Origin of the sequence: Pseudomonas sp. AMR01, from assembly GCF_041946035.1 — a bacterium.
Lineage (GTDB): Bacteria > Pseudomonadota > Gammaproteobacteria > Pseudomonadales > Pseudomonadaceae > Aquipseudomonas > Aquipseudomonas antarctica_B.
Genome location: NZ_JAUTYR010000039.1, coordinates 1 through 17,418, shown reverse-complemented (window position 1 = coordinate 17,418; position 17,418 = coordinate 1). Strand labels below are relative to the sequence as shown.

At 59.4% G+C, this 17,418-nt stretch carries 8 protein-coding genes; 5 read left to right on the top strand and 3 right to left on the bottom strand.

The annotated features are described in order from the left end of the window. Window positions 1-233: 233 nt before the first annotated feature. From Q7C20_RS22970 to Q7C20_RS22960, 3 genes are all read right to left on the bottom strand, one after another. A complete protein-coding gene (locus tag Q7C20_RS22970) occupies window positions 234-4,901 on the bottom strand; it encodes a dermonecrotic toxin domain-containing protein (protein ID WP_375070473.1) in 4,668 nt (1,555 codons plus the stop codon). 217 nt (window positions 4,902-5,118) lie between these two features. Beyond that, entirely contained in the window at window positions 5,119-6,024 is a 906-nt protein-coding gene (locus tag Q7C20_RS22965; RefSeq protein ID WP_348059639.1) for an AraC family transcriptional regulator, read from the bottom strand. Window positions 6,025-6,096: 72 nt separating this feature from the next. Further along, the gene (locus tag Q7C20_RS22960) at window positions 6,097-7,386 is read right to left on the bottom strand and encodes a glycosyltransferase (protein WP_375070471.1); all 1,290 of its coding nucleotides are present in this window, start codon (window positions 7,384-7,386) and stop codon (window positions 6,097-6,099) included. A 170-nt stretch (window positions 7,387-7,556) separates the two neighbouring features. On the opposite strand from Q7C20_RS22960, the gene tpx reads away from it, so the two are divergent. The 5 genes from tpx to Q7C20_RS22935 all read left to right on the top strand — a co-directional run bounded on the left by tpx (window position 7,557) and on the right by Q7C20_RS22935 (window position 17,306). Then, complete coding sequence (gene tpx / locus Q7C20_RS22955; RefSeq protein ID WP_348059635.1) at window positions 7,557-8,057, top strand: thiol peroxidase; 501 nt, start codon at window positions 7,557-7,559, stop codon at window positions 8,055-8,057. 231 nt (window positions 8,058-8,288) lie between these two features. Then, on the top strand, window positions 8,289-9,596 hold the full coding sequence (locus Q7C20_RS22950; RefSeq protein ID WP_375070468.1) for an MdtA/MuxA family multidrug efflux RND transporter periplasmic adaptor subunit: 1,308 nt from the start codon (window positions 8,289-8,291) through the stop codon (window positions 9,594-9,596). Beyond that, window positions 9,593-12,694, top strand: a complete 3,102-nt coding sequence (locus Q7C20_RS22945) for an MdtB/MuxB family multidrug efflux RND transporter permease subunit (RefSeq protein WP_375070466.1) — start codon at window positions 9,593-9,595, stop codon at window positions 12,692-12,694. The genes Q7C20_RS22950 and Q7C20_RS22945 overlap by 4 nt, the downstream gene beginning before the upstream one ends. Then, window positions 12,691-15,798, top strand: coding sequence for an efflux RND transporter permease subunit (locus tag Q7C20_RS22940; RefSeq protein WP_375070464.1), 3,108 nt, complete (start codon window positions 12,691-12,693; stop codon window positions 15,796-15,798). The genes Q7C20_RS22945 and Q7C20_RS22940 overlap by 4 nt, the downstream gene beginning before the upstream one ends. Then, entirely contained in the window at window positions 15,795-17,306 is a 1,512-nt protein-coding gene (locus Q7C20_RS22935; RefSeq protein WP_375070462.1) for an efflux transporter outer membrane subunit, read from the top strand. Before Q7C20_RS22940 ends, Q7C20_RS22935 begins: the two co-directional genes overlap by 4 nt. The last annotated feature ends 112 nt before the right edge of the window (window positions 17,307-17,418 follow it).

Genomic DNA, 17,418 nt, shown 5'->3' with positions numbered 1-17,418 from the left:
CCAGGTTTTGTTCCGTCAGCCGCTGCACCGCCAGGCGCCGGTGGGCAGGTTTTCAGGCGTTGTATTCAGGGTATTCAAGGCAAGTCAGATGCGCACAGAATCTGCGTTGGAGCGCGGTCAATGTGGGAGCTGGCTTGCCTGCGATGGAATCACCTCGGCGTCACTGAAACACCGAGTTGTTTGTAGCGCAGGCAAGCTCCCACAAAAGCCCAGTTCCTGTATTTATTGCGCTGTCAATCGTCGGCGAAGTCGAATACATCTCGGATCTGCGCGGTGTTGAACACGCCTTTGCCCGTGCCTTCAATCAACTTGAATGTGCCGTCCGGGTTGATATTAACCCCTAGCGAGCTGGCGATCGTGGTCTCTACACCAGCTTTTCTGAGGAGGGCCAGCAGCGGTTTTTTCCCCTGGTATTCTTGCCCCAACACGACCCCCATGCCTGTCGCAGATTGTGAGTCAATACCGCCTACGAATATCACCTTGCCGCCACCGGCCAGTGAGTCATTCAAAGTTTGGATTAGCTGATAAGAGTCTTTATCGAATAAACCAAACTCCAGATTGCTGCCGGTCAGGTGCATCAGTGTACGTTTCTGATAAACCCCGTCCTTCAGGTCAGTCAGCACCGCCAGTGCGGAGCAGTCTGTAAGGCTGCGAGTCGACAGCACTGAGTGCGCGTCTTCAGCGGTGTGCGAGTAACCCATCAATACTTCAACTGGCTTTACAGGCGCAGGCTTGATCTTCGGTGCTCCAAAGGTACGCGGTTGATAATCGACTTTGGTTCTATAGATCACCGGCTTTTCATCACTGCCGATATTGAGCTCGATCTCCGTGCCGGTATCTTTGAAGATATTGAACTTGATATCCCGGCCAGCAAGCTTGCGGTTCAGTTCTGCTTCAGCCAAGCGGTGGATCTCACGGTCGCTGAGGTTTGCGTAGTTTTTGCGGTAACGTGCCAAGGCGTCTTCGTAGAGTTTGAATGGGTCTTCATCGCCAACGCCCAGGTAGTCTGTAATGATTTCCTGCTCAAAACCCTTCACGCGCGCACCTGTGAGCGCACTGAGTTTCGCCGCGAGAGACTGTTTACCGCCGTTGCCGGAGTAGCAGGCTAATAACCGCACATCGCTATAGTCTCGGATGTCTATGCCGCGCGCCAACAATTCCCGGTCAATGTCTTCTGCCTCGTAATGCTTGCCATCTTCTCCAAAGATGTGTGCCGCTTGCTCACCTATGGGTTTCTCACCGTGGCCCATGATATTGAGGCGTTGCTTGCCGTTGTAGGTGTCCAGAAAGACTTGAATGTCGCCGGCAAGCGGTTTGATATCCGCCGGACCTCCCAGTGCAATGCGGTTATTGGACGCTGGAGTGGGCGTTGCCACCTCTTCCACCAACAGGCTGCCGCCGGTTGCCGGCCTTGGTGAAAGGGTTGTGGAGGGTTCAGGTAATGACCGCGCCTTGAAATGGATCAACAACGTCGCAAGGTTGACCAACAGATCTGTCAGCGCCGCCTCTTTGCCTGTCGAACGCTCATCGTCCAGAACCTCCAGGTCGTGGATGATGCCCTCAGCCTGCAGCAGCAAGCCGAGCACGGCGCCAGGGCCGCGCAGCACTGGCAGCAGCGCATTGAGTAGCAGCAAACCCCCCGTCTTGAGGGACGCCCAGCGGCTTTGCGCATCGGATGTCGATTGTTGGTCGGCCAGGGTAATCAAGCTGTTCGCGTTGGCTTCGTACAGGTATTCCATCAGTTTGCCCTCCTGCAGTGTTTGCTGCAGGCGGGAGTCCACGGCCAAGGGAACTGTCTCGTTGAGGGTGACGGACCCCAGGTTGAGCCCGAATATCACCAGGTTAGGGTGTTTAAAACCGTTACCGCTGTAGAACTTTCGCGTACTTTCGTCAGGTAACCAGGCCAGGGTATCGTTTTGCAGCTTGCCTGACGTCTGGATGGCTTCCAGCAGAGCCTCGCGAGTAGGAAATTGCAGAAGCGGGGCATCGGGAATCAGCGGACGATACAAAATATGCGGGCCGGTTGTGCTGTCTTTGGGTTCGATCAGGTAAGCGCCTTCAACCACATCGGTTTTGCCAGTGGGCTTATTATCGAAAGCCAATGGCCGTATGACGATTTCTTTCCCGTCTACGCTCTTGGGGCCTGGCCCCGGCTTGAGTATTTCCTGGATATACCGGAACCCTGTGTTGTTGAAACCGGCTTTTCCCTTGATGCCAAGTTCCAGCGCTTTGAGCTGCAGCTCGATGGGCACTTGCTGGACAAACAGTGATCGGCGTTCGGCCATTTTGGCCGGGTCGTCGAGTAGTTTTTCCTTGAGTAATGCGGGGTAGGTTTTGCCGATATCAAGGTCGCTCACCAGTTGCTTGAGCACGCCCTCTTTCTCAAGTGCTGGCACCCGGACTTTGACTTCTGCGCCGTTCTCATCGTTGAACCCTGACTTGAAAAAAACTTCGATCTGACCATTAGGCAGCCCCGACAGGTTATTGAGTAGCATGTCAGTCAGGCTCATGGTTTGGCGATCGATAAAGCCGGAGCCCAGCGTCCCGTAAGGTACTTTGAAGACCACCTCCAGGTTCTCGGCGGCGTACTGCGTCAGCTTTTTATTGTCGGGCAACAGGTCGAACTGCTGTTGCGCAAACGTACGGATGTCTTTGATGTCGCTGTTGTACGCACGGCCCTTGTTACGTTGTATGAAACTTGCCAGCCCCTGGCTGAGCTCATGCATCACAAAACGTTCGGCTTCGCCGGCATTACTCATCCAGTCGGGCAGCTTGATTGTTACTGGCGTCGGGTTCTCTGCGCCAATCGATGGTGGCGGGTTGAACAGGCTGTCGCCTTGATGCTGTTTGATGAGGGTTTGGGCCTGGGTGTCGAACATATTAGCGGTGAGTTCCTGCCGGATATGTCCTGACTTTTTGACGTCATCCCAGGAGTCATAAGCGCTGACTTTTCCACTGGGCTCCACTACCAAGAGGATGTTGCGGTTTGATTGCGCCAGGTATCGATGAATCAACATGTTCGGCGTAGCATCGCCCAAGGAGTAGACGGTAACACCCGATGAATTAGGATCGAGTGGCGCGGGCCGCGTCGATCCTTCGGGATGCCTCACGACACTGTCCACGGTTTTACGTTGCTCGTCATCCAAACCGGGTTGTTTCAGGCTGGCCAGTTGCAGGTTGCTGCGCAGCATATGGCTGATCAACGCAAGACGGCTGTCGCTGAAGACGCTGTCGGCACTGGTCGGACTGCTGAACGCCGGTTTGCTCCAATAGTCTCGCGAATCAGCCTCGTAATCTGTGTTCAGACGCAACGGCAACGCACCTATGACACCGCTTAGCGCTGACAGATCGAGAGCGAATGGGGTGTCGGCAGCGTTGCCCGTGCGGGCCAATAAATCAGGGCGCGTGTCAAAAGCCCTGTCGGTGCCGGTGAAATTCGGGGCCTCACTGCCGGCCAGGTAGCCCAGGGCAAGCGCCATCAATTGTGTTCGCTTAACGCCTCCAGGGTTGTCCGGGTCGGGTGTTTCAATGGCGATCTGGTTAACGTCGACGTCCAGTGAAGGGGCGGCCTGCTTTATCCGCTCGCTGAGCAATCGTGCGACCACCGAGTACACGTTGGGCTCACCGGCAAACTGACGGCGTGCGATAGCGGCCATCGGGTCGAGGACAGGGCGGGTCTTTTCAATCGGCGGTGCAGCCGCTTCAGGTTCAGTTGTGCTTGGGTGCGCGAGCGTCTGGATAGCGGCGCGTTGCCGTTGCTGGACCGCGCGGGAACGTTTGTCTGTTGGCGGGGTGTCTTTGCTCAATGCGCGAAAGCCGTTGCGAGTGAGTGTTGAGGTGTGTGTGAGCACGCCCACCAAGGTGTCGTCATTGCCCGGCTCGGCGTAAAACCGGGTTATCCAGGCGAGGCTGATCTGCGCGTCTTTGCCTGGCGGCACCTTTGTGTTGCGCAGGGCTTGCCCCAGGGTTGAGTGTTCAGGTATCTCAGACATTGCAAAACCGGTGCGCGGGCCTTTGCCGTAACGAGCCATTTCGGGCCTGAGGCTTAACAAGGCACTGCTGCACATTCTGGCCAGTTCCCGATCAGCGTCCTCAACCAATTGCGTGGGCTTGCGTTGCGAAGGGGAGAGAAGCGAGGGGTTCAATGCGATTTCCCCGGCAAAATTTTCTATCGCTTCCCGTTGTTGTTCTCGGATGTGCGAATAAGCCGGACGGTTGAACTCGGGTGCCTTGGAGTCAGGCTCACGCAACGCATTGAAAGAGTGGTGGTCTTGCTGTTCGGTGATCAAGCGGAGGATGTCCGCTTGTATGTCGCCTGGGCGTACGCCGTAGAAGGTGCCTATTACCTCGGCAGTGGCACGGCTTGCGCCGGTATATTCGAGCGGGCCAAGCCGCGAGGAGAACGCATGCGCGGCGGCGCTAACCGCTGCAGTGGCTTGTTCATAGCCCGTATCGTAGATGCTGAATGTGGCACGCTTGCCGTTTGCAACACAATCCATAGCCCATCCTGACTGAGTGTTCAGTTTGAGGGTTGACGTATCAATCTTGTGTTTACTGGCGAAACTTGCAAAAGGTTCGCTTTGAATCGCATGGGTGAGCTGAGCCCAGGCTCTACCGAACGTTGAGCCGCAAGGAATATCGGAAATAACCGGGCTTTGCAGCCGGGACTCTCTTCCGGCAGGATCGGCAATGAGCTGTTCCATCAATGCGGCGCTATGCAGGGAGGAGAGGGCAGCATCGCCTGCTCTGATGAGTGCCGTTGCGGCTTTTTTGGTCTCCAGATCCACCACTGTGCTGCTACGTTTAGTCCGTACATGATCAGTAGAGGCTATTTCGGATTTAGCTTGAAGGCCGTATGCAGACGGGGCGAGCGGGCTCCAGCGTAATGGCTTGATTCTCATGAGAACGTTTTCCTAAGGCGTGCGACAGCTGACGTGTCCGCAGTCGTTATCGAGTGCGAAGATCGCAGATAAGCCTCGTGGAAACTTATCTTTTAACCGTAGGACTATTGGTCGTGAGGGGGGCAGGCGTTCACTTCAAACTATTGCAGCGTGTTAGTCGCGCCAGTTTATGTGTGCGCCAGGCCGCTGTGCATGAGTGGGCATGGCGGGCGTACACCTAGGCCAAATTCTGCTCGGTCAAACGCTGTACCGCCAGGCGGCGATAATGTGAGGGGGTCATGCCCTTGAGCTGCTGGAAGCGTCGGTTGAAGTTGGAGATGTTGTTAAAGCCTGACTCGAAACACACATCTGTCACCGCCTTATCGCCGTCGGCCAGCAACTCGCACGACTTGCTGATCCGCAGCCGATTAACAAACTCGATAAACGTACGCCCGGTCGCCTGCTTGAATACCCGCGAAAAGTAGGTAGGTTTCATCCCCAAATACTCCGCCACTTCCTCTAGCGACAACTCCCGCGCGTAATGCGCAAAGATGTAATCCACCGCCCGGTTAGTCCGATCAATACTGTGTTCATCCGCCAGCTGCGGTGTGGTCACGCCCGACAGCAATTGATAGTCCTCACACGCACTGAGCACTTCCAGCAAAATAAAGAAGTGCCCCAGCCGCGCCATGCCCTGGGCGTCCTCAATGCGTTGCATCAAGGTCATCGCCTGAGCAATCGTGCGTTTGCAGCGAAACTCGATCCCGTACTGCGCCCGCTCCAGCAACGGCGCCAGTGTCTTGAGTTCAGTAAAAATCTGGCTGCCGCCCTCGAACAACTCATCGGTGAAGTTCACCAACATGTCGCGCTTGGGCACCACCTCGTCTTCCTCCACCTGGCTGATCCAGTTGTGGGGCAGGTTGGGGCCGGTGAGGAACAGGCTTTCCGGGTAGAAGTTGCCGATGTAGTCGCCGATAAACACCTTGCCGGAGCTGGCAACGATCAGGTGCAGCTCGTATTCCTTGTGGAAATGCCAGCGCACCAAAGGGCAGGGGAAGCCGTGCTGACGATAGATGATGGACAGGCCGTTATGGTCGTCCATCAGCTCGTAGGAAGGGTCGGTGATTCGCGTTGCTCGGGTCATGCTGCCGTCGCTTTATTGTGGTTGCTGCAAGGGATAATGCCCCCTTGCGCGCAACCTCGCCAGCGGCGGTGTTTAAACCACGCGGTTTTTTGCCTCGATCCACTGCGACATGTACTGCGTACTTTTATGCGCATGGTGGCGCAACATGCCGCCGGTGAAGTTGCGGCGGCGATGGGCATCCAGGTCGCTGCGGCAACGTTCCAGGCAGTCCACCAGCGCAGGGCCGTGAATGGCGTAAGCGTAGCGACGGGCGAGCAACTGGCGGCCGTCTTCCTGGGCCTGGGTCCAGCGCTCGCGGTCCAGATACAGCGCCACGGCAGCGGCAGCCAGGGCGGCGGCGGAATTTTCGATCACGCCCGGCCATGGCTGCTTATCGCCCATGGCCTCGGCGCCGATGGGCGTGGTGATGTTCGGCGTGCCACACAGCATCGCATCCGCCAGTTTGCCCTTGATCCCGGCGCCAAAGCGCAGGGGCGCCAGGCAGATACGCGCGGCCGACATCACTTGCAGCGCGTCTTCGGCCCAGTTCATCACGTGAAAACCTTGCGCGGCATTGTGCAGCGCGGTGGCCTTGGGTGGGGTGTAGGAACCGTAGATATGCAGCTGCGCCCCCGGCAATTGCTGGCGGATCAACGGCCACAGGCTGTTCTTCATCCACAGCACCGCGTCCCAGTTTGGCGCATGACGGAAATTGCCGATGCTCAGGAAATGCGCGCGGTCTTCATACCGTGTGAACGGCTCGCCTGGCGGCGCGAGCATCAACGGGCACCAATGGAGCAGGGCAGCCGGCACGTGGAACTGCTCGGTGAGCAGGCGCATTTCCACGTCGGAAATCATCAGGCTGATATCACAGCGGTAAATCGCCGCAATCTCTCGCTTGGCCAGGTCAGTGTCGGCCATCAGCAGGAATTCTTCTTCAAGCGCCGGGTTAAACAGCGCGGTGAAGTCGTCGCTGTCAGGATGAGCCTTGAGGTGGTCCTTGAAACGCTGGTGACGTGCGTCGCGCAGGCTTTGCAGGTCGGAGGTTTCCAGCACGCGCAGGGCATTGGGGCAGCATTTTTCTACACGCCAGCCGAACTGTTCTTCCATCATGAAACGGTCGAACAACACGATATCCGGGGCCAGTTCCCGGATAAAGTCATCGAAACTGCTGCTATTGAGCTCGATTGCGCATTCAGCGATCCCCAGTGCCGCCAAGTCTGCCTTGTGCTCGCCGACGGTGGCCGGGCTGCTGAAGGTGATGTGCCAGCCCTGGTCCAGAAAACTTTGCAATATCTGCATCATGTGCCCGCCAGCCGCGGAGGAGCGGGGCTCCGGCCAGACGTAACCGATGACCAGGACTTGGGTGGCGGGCTGATTCATCAACGGCGGTTTCCTCGAGCGGGGGCGAAAAGCGCGCAATTAAACCATAGCCGCTCTGAATAGGCCGCTGGCATGACAATTTGCGCGCGAGGATAGGTAGCCACGGCAGTTTGTGGTTAACTTCGGCCTCTCGAATTCGTTTCAATAAACCCAGCATAAGGATTCTGTTCATGGCTCAAGTTACCCTCCGTGGCAACCCAATCAAGGTTGAAGGCGAGCTGCCGCAAACCGGTACCCAGGCTCCAGACTTCACCTTGACCGCCGGCGATCTGTCGGACGCAACCCTGGCCACTTTCGCCGGCAAGCGCAAAGTGCTGAACATCTTCCCAAGCGTTGACACCCCAACCTGCGCCACCTCGGTGCGCAAGTTCAACGCCCAGGCCAACGAGCTGAACAATGCGGTGGTGCTGTGCATCTCCAGCGACCTGCCGTTTGCCCAGGCACGCTTCTGCGGCGCCGAAGGCCTGGAAAACGTGAAAAGCCTGTCGGATTTCCGCGACCCGGGTTTCGCTGTTGACTACGGCGTGTCGATCACCGAAGGCCCGCTGCGTGCCCTGACCGCCCGTGCCGTTGTGGTACTGGACGAGAACAACCACGTGTTGCACAGCGAACTGGTCAGCGAAATCGGCCAAGAGCCTAACTACGAAGCAGCCCTGGCTGTTTTGAAGTAACTGTTTCAACGCATTACTGTCGTTTGGCAGTAACACGTGTGATGCATGATTGCGGCCTGGCCTAGTCCAGGCCGTTTTTATTGGTTGCTCAAACGCTTAGCGAAATAGCGAGCGGACTTAGGTCAGAAGTTAAAAGTTGTAAGCCCAAGGTAAATTGCCGGTAAAGGCGCTTTTCTTAATGCGCCCCAGTGCTTATCTTTCAGCCTCCCAAAGAAGAAGCTCTCGCGCCCAATGGTTGATCACTCCATGCAATCCTCCCCCCGTAATTCCCGTCGCTGGCTGTTTGGCCTGCTGGTACTGCTGGTTATCGCCGGCTTGTGCTGGAAATTCTGGCCTGGCACCCACAAGGATGCTGACGCGAAGAAACCCGCCGGGCAGCATGCCAGCAAGTCGGGGATGACGCGCCCGGGCTTCGGAGGGGCCACCGGCCCGATCCCGGTGCGTGTAGCGCCGACGGTGTTGGGTGAGTTCCCGGTGTACTACAAGGCGTTGGGCACGGTTACGGCACTCAACACTATTAATGTGCGCAGCCGGGTGGGCGGCGAGCTGGTGAAGATTGCCTTTGAAGAGGGGCAGATGGTCAAGGCCGGCGACCTGCTGGCAGAAATTGACCCGCGCAGCTACCAGAACGCCTTGCTCCAGGCCCAGGGCACGCTGTTGCAAAACCAGGCCCAGTTGAAAAACGCCCAGGTTGACGTGCAGCGTTATCGCGGCCTGTATGCCCAGGACAGTATCGCCAAGCAAACCCTGGACACCGCCGAAGCGCTGGTCCTGCAATACCAGGGCACCGTCAAGACCAACCAGGGCGCGGTGGATGACGCCAAGCTCAACCTCGAATTTACCAAGATCCGCGCGCCCATCGGCGGCCGTGTCGGCTTGCGTCAGGTCGACGTGGGCAACCTGGTGGCCGCCAATGACACCACGTTCCTTGCGGTGATCACTCAGACCCAGCCAATCAGCGTGGTCTTCACCCTGCCGGAAAACACCCTGGACACCGTCCTCAGCCGTTACCACGCCGGCAACAAATTGCCCGTGGAAGCCTGGGACCGTGGCGACGTGAAAAAGCAGGCGGTCGGTGTGCTGCAAAGCCTCGACAACCAGATCGACGTCACCACCGGCACCCTGAAATTCAAGGGCCGCTTCGATAACAAGGACCAGGCGCTGTTTCCCAACCAGTTCGTCAATGTGCACCTGCTCGCCGACACCCTGCACAACGTCGTGCTGGCGCCGTCCGCCGCTATCCAGTACGGCAACAACGGCACCTTCGTCTACAAGCTCGATGGCGACAAAAAGGTCAAGGTGCAGCCGCTGGTAGTAGGTGACACCGATGGCGACAACACGGTGATCAAGGAAGGCCTGGTTGCCGGCGACCGCGTGGTATTGGAAGGCACCGACCGCCTGAAAGACGGCAGCGAAATTGAAGTGGTGAACGACAGCAGCGCAGTACCGACCACCCCGACCGGACACTTGCAAGGCAAGCCTGCATCGAAAGGGGAGACCGGCGCTGACGCCGGCAAGGCGCAAAAGGTCGGTTCATGAACCTGTCGCGACTGTTTATCCTTCGCCCGGTTGCCACCACGCTGAGCATGCTGGCCATTGTTCTGGCCGGTATCATTTCTTACCGCCTGTTGCCGGTTTCGGCCTTGCCACAGGTGGATTACCCGACTATCCGGGTGATGACGCTGTATCCCGGCGCCAGCCCGGACGTGATGACCAGTGCGGTCACCGCGCCGCTGGAGCGCCAGTTCGGGCAAATGCCCGGCCTTACGCAAATGGCCTCCACCAGCTCCGGCGGCGCATCGGTATTGACCCTGCGTTTCAACCTCGACATCAACATGGATGTCGCCGAGCAACAGGTGCAGGCCGCGATCAACGCCGCCACCAACCTGCTGCCCAAGGATTTGCCGGCGCCGCCGGTGTACAACAAGGTCAACCCGGCGGATACCCCGGTGCTGACCCTGGCGATTACCTCCAAGACCATGCTGCTGCCCAAGCTGAACGACTTGGTCGACACGCGCATGGCGCAAAAAATTGCGCAGATCAGCGGCGTCGGCATGGTCAGCATCGCCGGCGGCCAGCGCCAGGCCGTGCGCATCAAGGTCAACCCCGAGGCTCTGGCGGCGAACAGCTTGAACCTGTCCGACGTGCGCACCTTGATCGCCGCGTCCAACGTCAACCAGCCCAAGGGCAACTTCGACGGCCCGACCCGCGTGTCGATGCTCGACGCCAACGACCAGTTGGTCTCGCCCGAGCAATACGCCGAGCTGATCCTGGCCTATAAAAACGGCGCGCCGTTGCGCCTTAAAGACGTCGCTCAAATTGTCGATGGCGCCGAAAACGAGCGCCTCGCCGCCTGGGCCAATGAAAACCAGGCCGTGCTGCTGAATATCCAGCGCCAGCCGGGCGCCAACGTGATTGAGGTGGTCGACCGCATCAAGGCCTTGCTGCCGAGCATCACCGATAACCTGCCGGCCGGCCTCGACGTGACCGTGCTTACCGACCGCACCCAGACCATCCGCGCCTCGGTCACCGATGTGCAACACGAATTGCTTATCGCCATTGCCCTGGTGGTGATGGTGACTTTCCTGTTCCTGCGCCGTTTCAGCGCCACGATTATTCCGTCTATCGCCGTGCCGTTGTCGCTGATTGGCACCTTTGGCGTGATGTACCTGGCCGGTTTCTCCGTGAATAACCTCACGCTGATGGCCCTGACCATCGCCACTGGCTTTGTGGTGGACGATGCCATCGTGATGCTGGAGAACATCTCGCGTTATATCGAGGAGGGCGAAACGCCGATGGTGGCGGCGCTCAAGGGCGCCAAGCAAATCGGCTTTACCCTGATTTCCCTGACCGTGTCGCTGATTGCGGTGCTGATCCCGCTGTTGTTCATGGCGGACGTGGTGGGGCGCTTGTTCCGCGAATTTGCGATTACCCTGGCGGTGGCAATTCTGATTTCCCTGGTGGTGTCCCTGACCCTGACGCCGATGATGTGCGCGCGTTTGCTCAAGCGCGAGCCGAAACCGGAAGAACAAGGCCGTTTCTACAAGGCCAGCGGTGCCTGGATTGATTGGCTGATCGAAGCCTACGGTCGCAAGTTGCAGTGGGTACTCAAGCATCAGCCGCTGACGTTGCTGGTGGCCATCGCCACCCTCGGCCTGACCGTGGTGCTGTATCTGGTGGTGCCCAAGGGCTTCTTCCCGGTGCAGGACACCGGTGTTATTCAGGGTATTTCCGAGGCGCCGCAGTCGATTTCCTTTGCGGCCATGAGCCAGCGCCAGCAGGAGTTGGCCAAGGTCATCCTCGCCGACCCGGCGGTGGAAAGCCTGTCGTCCTACATTGGTGTGGACGGTGATAACGCGACCCTCAACAGCGGCCGTTTTCTGATCAACCTCAAGCCCCACGGCCAGCGCGACTTGAGCGCAGCGCAAATCATCACCCGCTTGCAGCCGGAAATCGACAAGCTGGTGGGCATTCGCCTGTTCATGCAGCCGGTGCAAGACCTGACCATCGAAGACCGCGTCAGCCGCACGCAGTACCAGTTCAGCATGTCGTCGCCCGACGCCGAGCTGTTGGCGCTGTGGAGTGACAAGCTGGTGCACGCCCTGAGCCAGTTGCCGGAACTTACCGACGTCGCCAGCGACCTGCAGGACAAAGGCCTGCAGGTGTACTTGGTGATCGACCGCGATGCGGCCTCGCGCCTGGGCGTCAGCGTGTCGAACATCACCGATGCGCTGTACGACGCCTTCGGCCAGCGGCAGATTTCCACGATTTATACCCAAGCCAGCCAGTACCGCGTGGTATTGCAGGCCCAATCCGGTGAAACCCTCGGCCCGGCCGCGCTGAACCAGATTTATGTGAAAACCACCGACGGCGGCCAGGTGCGGCTGTCGAGCCTGGCCCGTGTGGAGCAACGTCAGGCGCAGTTGGCGATTGCGCACATCGGCCAGTTCCCGGCGGTGATGATGTCGTTCAACCTGGCCCCCGGCGTGGCGCTGGGCAAGGGCGTGGAGCTGATCAACCAGACCCAGAAAGACATCGGCATGCCGGTTGGCGTGCAAACCCAGTTCCAGGGCGCGGCGCAGGCATTTGAGGCGTCGTTGTCGAGCACCTTGCTGCTGATTCTGGCGGCGGTGGTCACCATGTACATCGTGCTGGGTGTGCTGTACGAGAGCTACATTCACCCGATCACCATTCTCTCGACCTTGCCGTCGGCGGCGGTGGGGGCCTTGCTGGCGTTGCTGCTCAGCGGCAATGACCTGGGCATGATCGCGATCATCGGCATTATCCTGCTGATCGGTATCGTGAAAAAGAACGCGATCATGATGATCGACTTCGCCCTCGACGCCGAACGTAATCAGGGCCTCGACCCGCAGACGGCGATTTACCAGGCGGCGCTGTTGCGCTTCCGGCCGATCCTGATGACCACGCTGGCCGCGCTGTTCGGTGCGGTGCCGTTGATGCTGGCCAGCGGTTCCGGCGCTGAATTGCGTCAGCCACTGGGCCTGGTGATGGTCGGCGGTTTGCTGGTGAGCCAGGTATTGACCCTGTTCACCACGCCGGTGATCTACCTGTACTTCGATCGCCTGGGCCGTCGCTGGCGCAAAGAGCCGCAAAGCCTGGAGTCGGTTGAGTCATGAACCTGTCCGGACCTTTTATTCGCCGGCCGGTAGCGACCATGCTGCTGAGCCTGGCGATCATGTTGCTCGGCGGCGTCAGCTTCAACTTGCTGCCAGTGTCGCCGTTGCCGCAGATCGACTTCCCGGTGATCGTGGTGTCGGCCAGCCTGGCGGGCGCCAGCCCCGAGGTGATGGCGTCTACCGTGGCCACGCCGCTGGAGCGTTCGTTCGGCGCGATTGCCGGCATTACCACCATGAGCAGTTCGTCGAGTCAGGGTTCGACCCGCGTGATTCTGGCGTTCGATTCCGACCGGGATATCAACGGCGCGGCGCGGGAAGTGCAGGCGGCGATCAATGCCTCGCGCAACCTGCTGCCGAGCGGCATGCGCAGCATGCCCACCTACAAAAAGATCAACCCCTCCCAGGCGCCGATCATGGTGCTGTCGCTGACCTCCGACGTGTTGCAGAAGGGCGAGCTGTACGACCTGGCGTCCACCATCCTCTCGCAAAGCCTGTCCCAGGTGCCGGGCGTGGGCGAAGTGCAGATCGGCGGCAGCTCCTTGCCGGCGGTGCGTATCGAGCTGGAGCCCAAGGCCCTCGACCAGTACGGCGTAGCCCTGGACGATGTGCGCAACACCATCGCCAACGCCAACCAGCGGCGACCCAAAGGCTCACTGGAGGATGCCGAGCGCAATTGGCAGATCCAGGCCAATGACCAACTGGAAAAGGCCAAGGATTACGAGCCGCTGCTGATTCGCTACCAGAACGGCGCAGCCCTGCGCTTGGGTGATGTGGCGAAGATCAGCGACGGTGTGGAAGACCGCTACAACAGTGGCTTCTTCAACAATGACTCCGCCGTATTGCTGGTGATCAACCGCCAGTCCGGTGCCAACATTATCGAGACGGTGCGCCAGATCAAGGCGCAATTGCCGGCGTTGCAGGCGGTGCTGCCCTCCAGCGTCAAGCTCAACCTGGCGATGGACCGCTCGCCGGTGATCACCGCGACCTTGCATGAAGCCGAGATGACCCTGCTGATTGCCGTGGCCCTGGTGGTGCTGGTGGTGTACCTGTTCCTGGGTAATTTCCGCGCCTCGTTGATCCCGACGCTGGCGGTGCCGGTGTCGCTGGTCGGCACCTTTGCGGTGATGTACCTGTTCGGTTTTTCGTTGAACAACTTCTCGCTGATGGCACTAATCCTCGCCACCGGTTTGGTGGTGGACGACGCCATTGTGGTGCTGGAGAACATTTCCCGGCATATCGATGACGGCGTGCCGCCGATGAAGGCCGCGTACCTGGGCGCCGAGGAAGTCGGTTTTACCTTGCTGTCGATGAACGTGTCGCTGGTGGCGGTGTTCCTATCCATTTTGTTTATGGGCGGCATTGTTACCAGCCTGTTCCGCGAGTTTTCCATCACCTTGTCGGCGGCGATCATTGTTTCGTTGATTGTGTCGCTGACCTTGACCCCGATGCTGTGCGCGCGCTGGCTCAAGCCGCACATCAAGGGCCAGATGACCGGTTTGCAGCGCTGGAGCCAAAAGGTCAACGACCGCATGGTCGCCATCTACGCCACCAGCCTCGACTGGGTGCTGCGTCACCGTCGGCTGACCTTGCTCAGCCTGTTCGTGACCGTCGGCGTGAACGTTGCGTTGTACGTGGTGGTGCCGAAAACCTTTATGCCGCAGCAGGACACCGGCCAGTTGATCGGCTTTGTGCGCGGCGACGACGGGCTGTCGTTCAATGTGATGCAGCCGAAGATGGAGACCTTCCGCGAGGCCGTGCTCAAAGACCCGGCGGTGCTTAGCGTGGCCGGTTTTATCGGCGGCAACAACGGCACCAACAACGCGGTGATGCTGGTGCGCCTCAAGCCTATCGCCGAGCGCAAAATCTCGGCGCAGGCGGTGATCGAGCGCCTGCGCAAAGACGTGCCGCTGGTGCCGGGCGGCCGTTTGTTCCTGATGGCCGACCAGGACCTGCAATTCGGCGGCAGCCGTGACCAGACCAGCGCGCAGTATTCCTACATCCTGCAAAGTGGCGATTTGAGCGCGTTGCGTCTGTGGTATCCGAAAGTGGTCGCCGCCTTGCGCGAACTGCCGGAGCTGACCGCCATCGACGCACGCGAAGGCCGTGGCGCAGCGCAGGTGACGCTGGTGGTGGATCGCGATCAGGCCAAGCGCCTGGGCATCGACATGAGCATGGTCACGGCGGTGTTGAACAACGCCTACAGCCAGCGGCAGATTTCCACCATCTACGACAGCCTCAACCAGTATCAGGTGGTGATGGAGGTCAATCCGAAATACGCCCAGGACCCGATTACCCTGAACCAGATGCAGGTGATCACCTCCACCGGCGCGCGGGTGCCGTTGTCGACCATTGCCCACTATGAGAACAGCCTGGCGGACGACCGCGTCAGCCACGAAGGCCAGTTCGCCTCGGAAAACATCGCCTTCGACATGGCGCCGGGAGTGACGGTGGAGCAGGGCACGGCCGCCATCGAGCGGGCGATTGCCAAGGTCGGTTTGCCGGAAGACGTGATCGCCAAGATGGCCGGCACCGCCGATGCATTCGCCGCGACCCAGAAGGGCCAACCGTTCATGATCCTCGGCGCGTTGGTGGCGGTGTACCTGGTGCTGGGCATCTTGTATGAAAGCTATATTCACCCGCTGACCATCCTGTCGACCTTGCCTTCGGCGGGTGTCGGCGCGTTGCTGTCGATCTACCTGTTGGGCGGTGAATTCAGCCTGATTTCCCTGTTGGGGCTGTTCCTGCTGATCGGCGTGGTGAAGAAAAACGCGATCCTGATGATCGACCTGGCGCTGCAACTGGAACGGCATGGCGGCATGAGCCCGCTGGAATCGATCCGCAGCGCATGCCTGTTGCGCTTGCGCCCGATCCTGATGACCACGCTTGCCGCCATCCTTGGCGCCTTGCCCTTGCTGCTCGGCGCCGGCGACGGTGCGGAAATGCGCAAGCCGCTGGGCCTGACGATCATCGGCGGCCTGGTGTTCAGCCAGATCCTGACCCTTTACACCACCCCGGTGGTTTACCTTTATCTCGACCGCGCGCGCCACCGCTTCAACGCCTGGCGCGGCGTGCGTACCGATGCTGCCCTGGACACTTCGCTATGACTGACTCAACAAACGCCAATGCAAGCTCCATGTGGCGAGGGAGCAAGCGTCCTCGCCACAGTTCGGGTTTCAGTCAGGGGGTGAGGGCGGTAACCATGGTGCTGTGCGGCGCACTGCTCGGCGCCTGCGCCATCGGCCCGGATTACAAGCGCCCGGAGGTCGTCGAACCTGCGCAGTTCAAGGAAGCCCAGGGCTGGACGCAGGCGAAACCGAGCGACTCCCTGGCCCGTGGCGCCTGGTGGGAGCTGTATGGCGATCGTCAACTCAATGACTTGGTGACGCGCCTCAACACCGCCAACCAGACCGTGGCCCAGGCCGAGGCGCGTTTTCGCCAGGCCCAGTCCCAGGTACGCAGTGCCCGGGGAGCGTTTTTCCCCACGCTTGACTTGAGCGTCGGGAAAACCCGCGCCAGCCAGGGCACCGGCAGCAGCAGCGCGAGCCTCAGCAGTTCCAGCAGTGGTATCCGCGACACCCTTAACGCGCAGTTGGGCGTGAGTTGGGAAGCGGATGTGTGGGGCAAGTTGCGCCGGGGCCTGGAAGCCAATGAAGCCACGGCCGAAGCCAGTTCGGCGGATTTGGCGGCGATGCGTTTGAGTCAGCAATCGGAATTGGTGCAGGACTATTTGCAACTGCGCGTCATGGACGAACAGACGCGTCTGCTGCAGGCCACGCTCGACACCTATAAACGTTCGCTGCAAATGACCGAAAACCAGTACCGGGCAGGTGTTTCCGGGAAAGACGCGATTGCCCAAGCGCAGACTCAGTTCAAGACAACCCAGGCGAGCCTGATTGATTTGATCTGGCAGCGTGCACAGCTGGAGAACGCCATCGCCGTGTTGATCGGCGAGGCGCCGGCTAATTTCAATTTGGCGGTGAGCAAGGATATTCCGGCGCTGCCGCAGATTCCGCTGACTTTGCCGTCGCAGTTGCTGGAGCGTCGTCCGGATATTGCTTCGGCTGAGCGTTCGGTGATTGCGGCAAATGCGAATATCGGGGTGGCCAAGGCGGCCTATTATCCGGATTTGAGCTTGAGCTTGGCGGGTGGGTATTCGAGCAGTACCTATGCGAACTGGGTCAGTTTGCCGAACCGGTTTTGGTCGGTGGGGCCGAAGTTGGCGATGACCTTGTTTGACGGCGGGCAGCGATCGGCTGAGGTGGATCGGTCCGAGGCGAGTTACGACGAGACGGTGGCCAAGTATCGGCAGACGGTGCTGGATGGTTTTCGCGAGGTTGAAAACTATATGGTGCAGTTGAAAGTGCTGGAGGATGAGGCGGTGGTCAGCAATGAAGCGCTGGACGCGGCTCGGGAGTCGCTGCGGTTGACCGAGAACCAGTATAAAGCCGGGTTGATTGCGTATCTGGATGTGGTAACGGTGCAGGCTACGGCGTTGAGTAACGAGCGGACGGTGTTGACGCTGTTGCAGACGCGGTTGGTGGCGAGTGTGCAGTTGATCGCGGCGTTGGGTGGGGGTTGGGATGGTCAGACTTCGTCTGGCGGTAAACAGTGATTGGGTGTATATCCGTTATTTGGGTGATGGCTGAGATCGGTTCCGCTCTTACAGCGGGTCACTTTTGGCAAACGCCCCAAAAGTAACCAAAAGGTCTTCGCCCCACCACTCG

What these genes read in the sequence shown, in the direction of transcription:
- Q7C20_RS22940 (WP_375070464.1), top strand. Translation starts at nt 12,691, where the DNA reads ATGAACCTGTCCGGACCTTTTATTCGCCGGCCGGTAGCGACCATGCTG.
- Q7C20_RS22965 (WP_348059639.1), bottom strand. Translation starts at nt 6,024, where the DNA reads ATGACCCGAGCAACGCGAATCACCGACCCTTCCTACGAGCTGATGGAC.
- Q7C20_RS22935 (WP_375070462.1), top strand. Translation starts at nt 15,795, where the DNA reads ATGACTGACTCAACAAACGCCAATGCAAGCTCCATGTGGCGAGGGAGC.
- Q7C20_RS22960 (WP_375070471.1), bottom strand. Translation starts at nt 7,386, where the DNA reads ATGAATCAGCCCGCCACCCAAGTCCTGGTCATCGGTTACGTCTGGCCG.
- tpx (WP_348059635.1), top strand. Translation starts at nt 7,557, where the DNA reads ATGGCTCAAGTTACCCTCCGTGGCAACCCAATCAAGGTTGAAGGCGAG.
- Q7C20_RS22970 (WP_375070473.1), bottom strand. Translation starts at nt 4,901, where the DNA reads ATGAGAATCAAGCCATTACGCTGGAGCCCGCTCGCCCCGTCTGCATAC.
- Q7C20_RS22945 (WP_375070466.1), top strand. Translation starts at nt 9,593, where the DNA reads ATGAACCTGTCGCGACTGTTTATCCTTCGCCCGGTTGCCACCACGCTG.
- Q7C20_RS22950 (WP_375070468.1), top strand. Translation starts at nt 8,289, where the DNA reads ATGGTTGATCACTCCATGCAATCCTCCCCCCGTAATTCCCGTCGCTGG.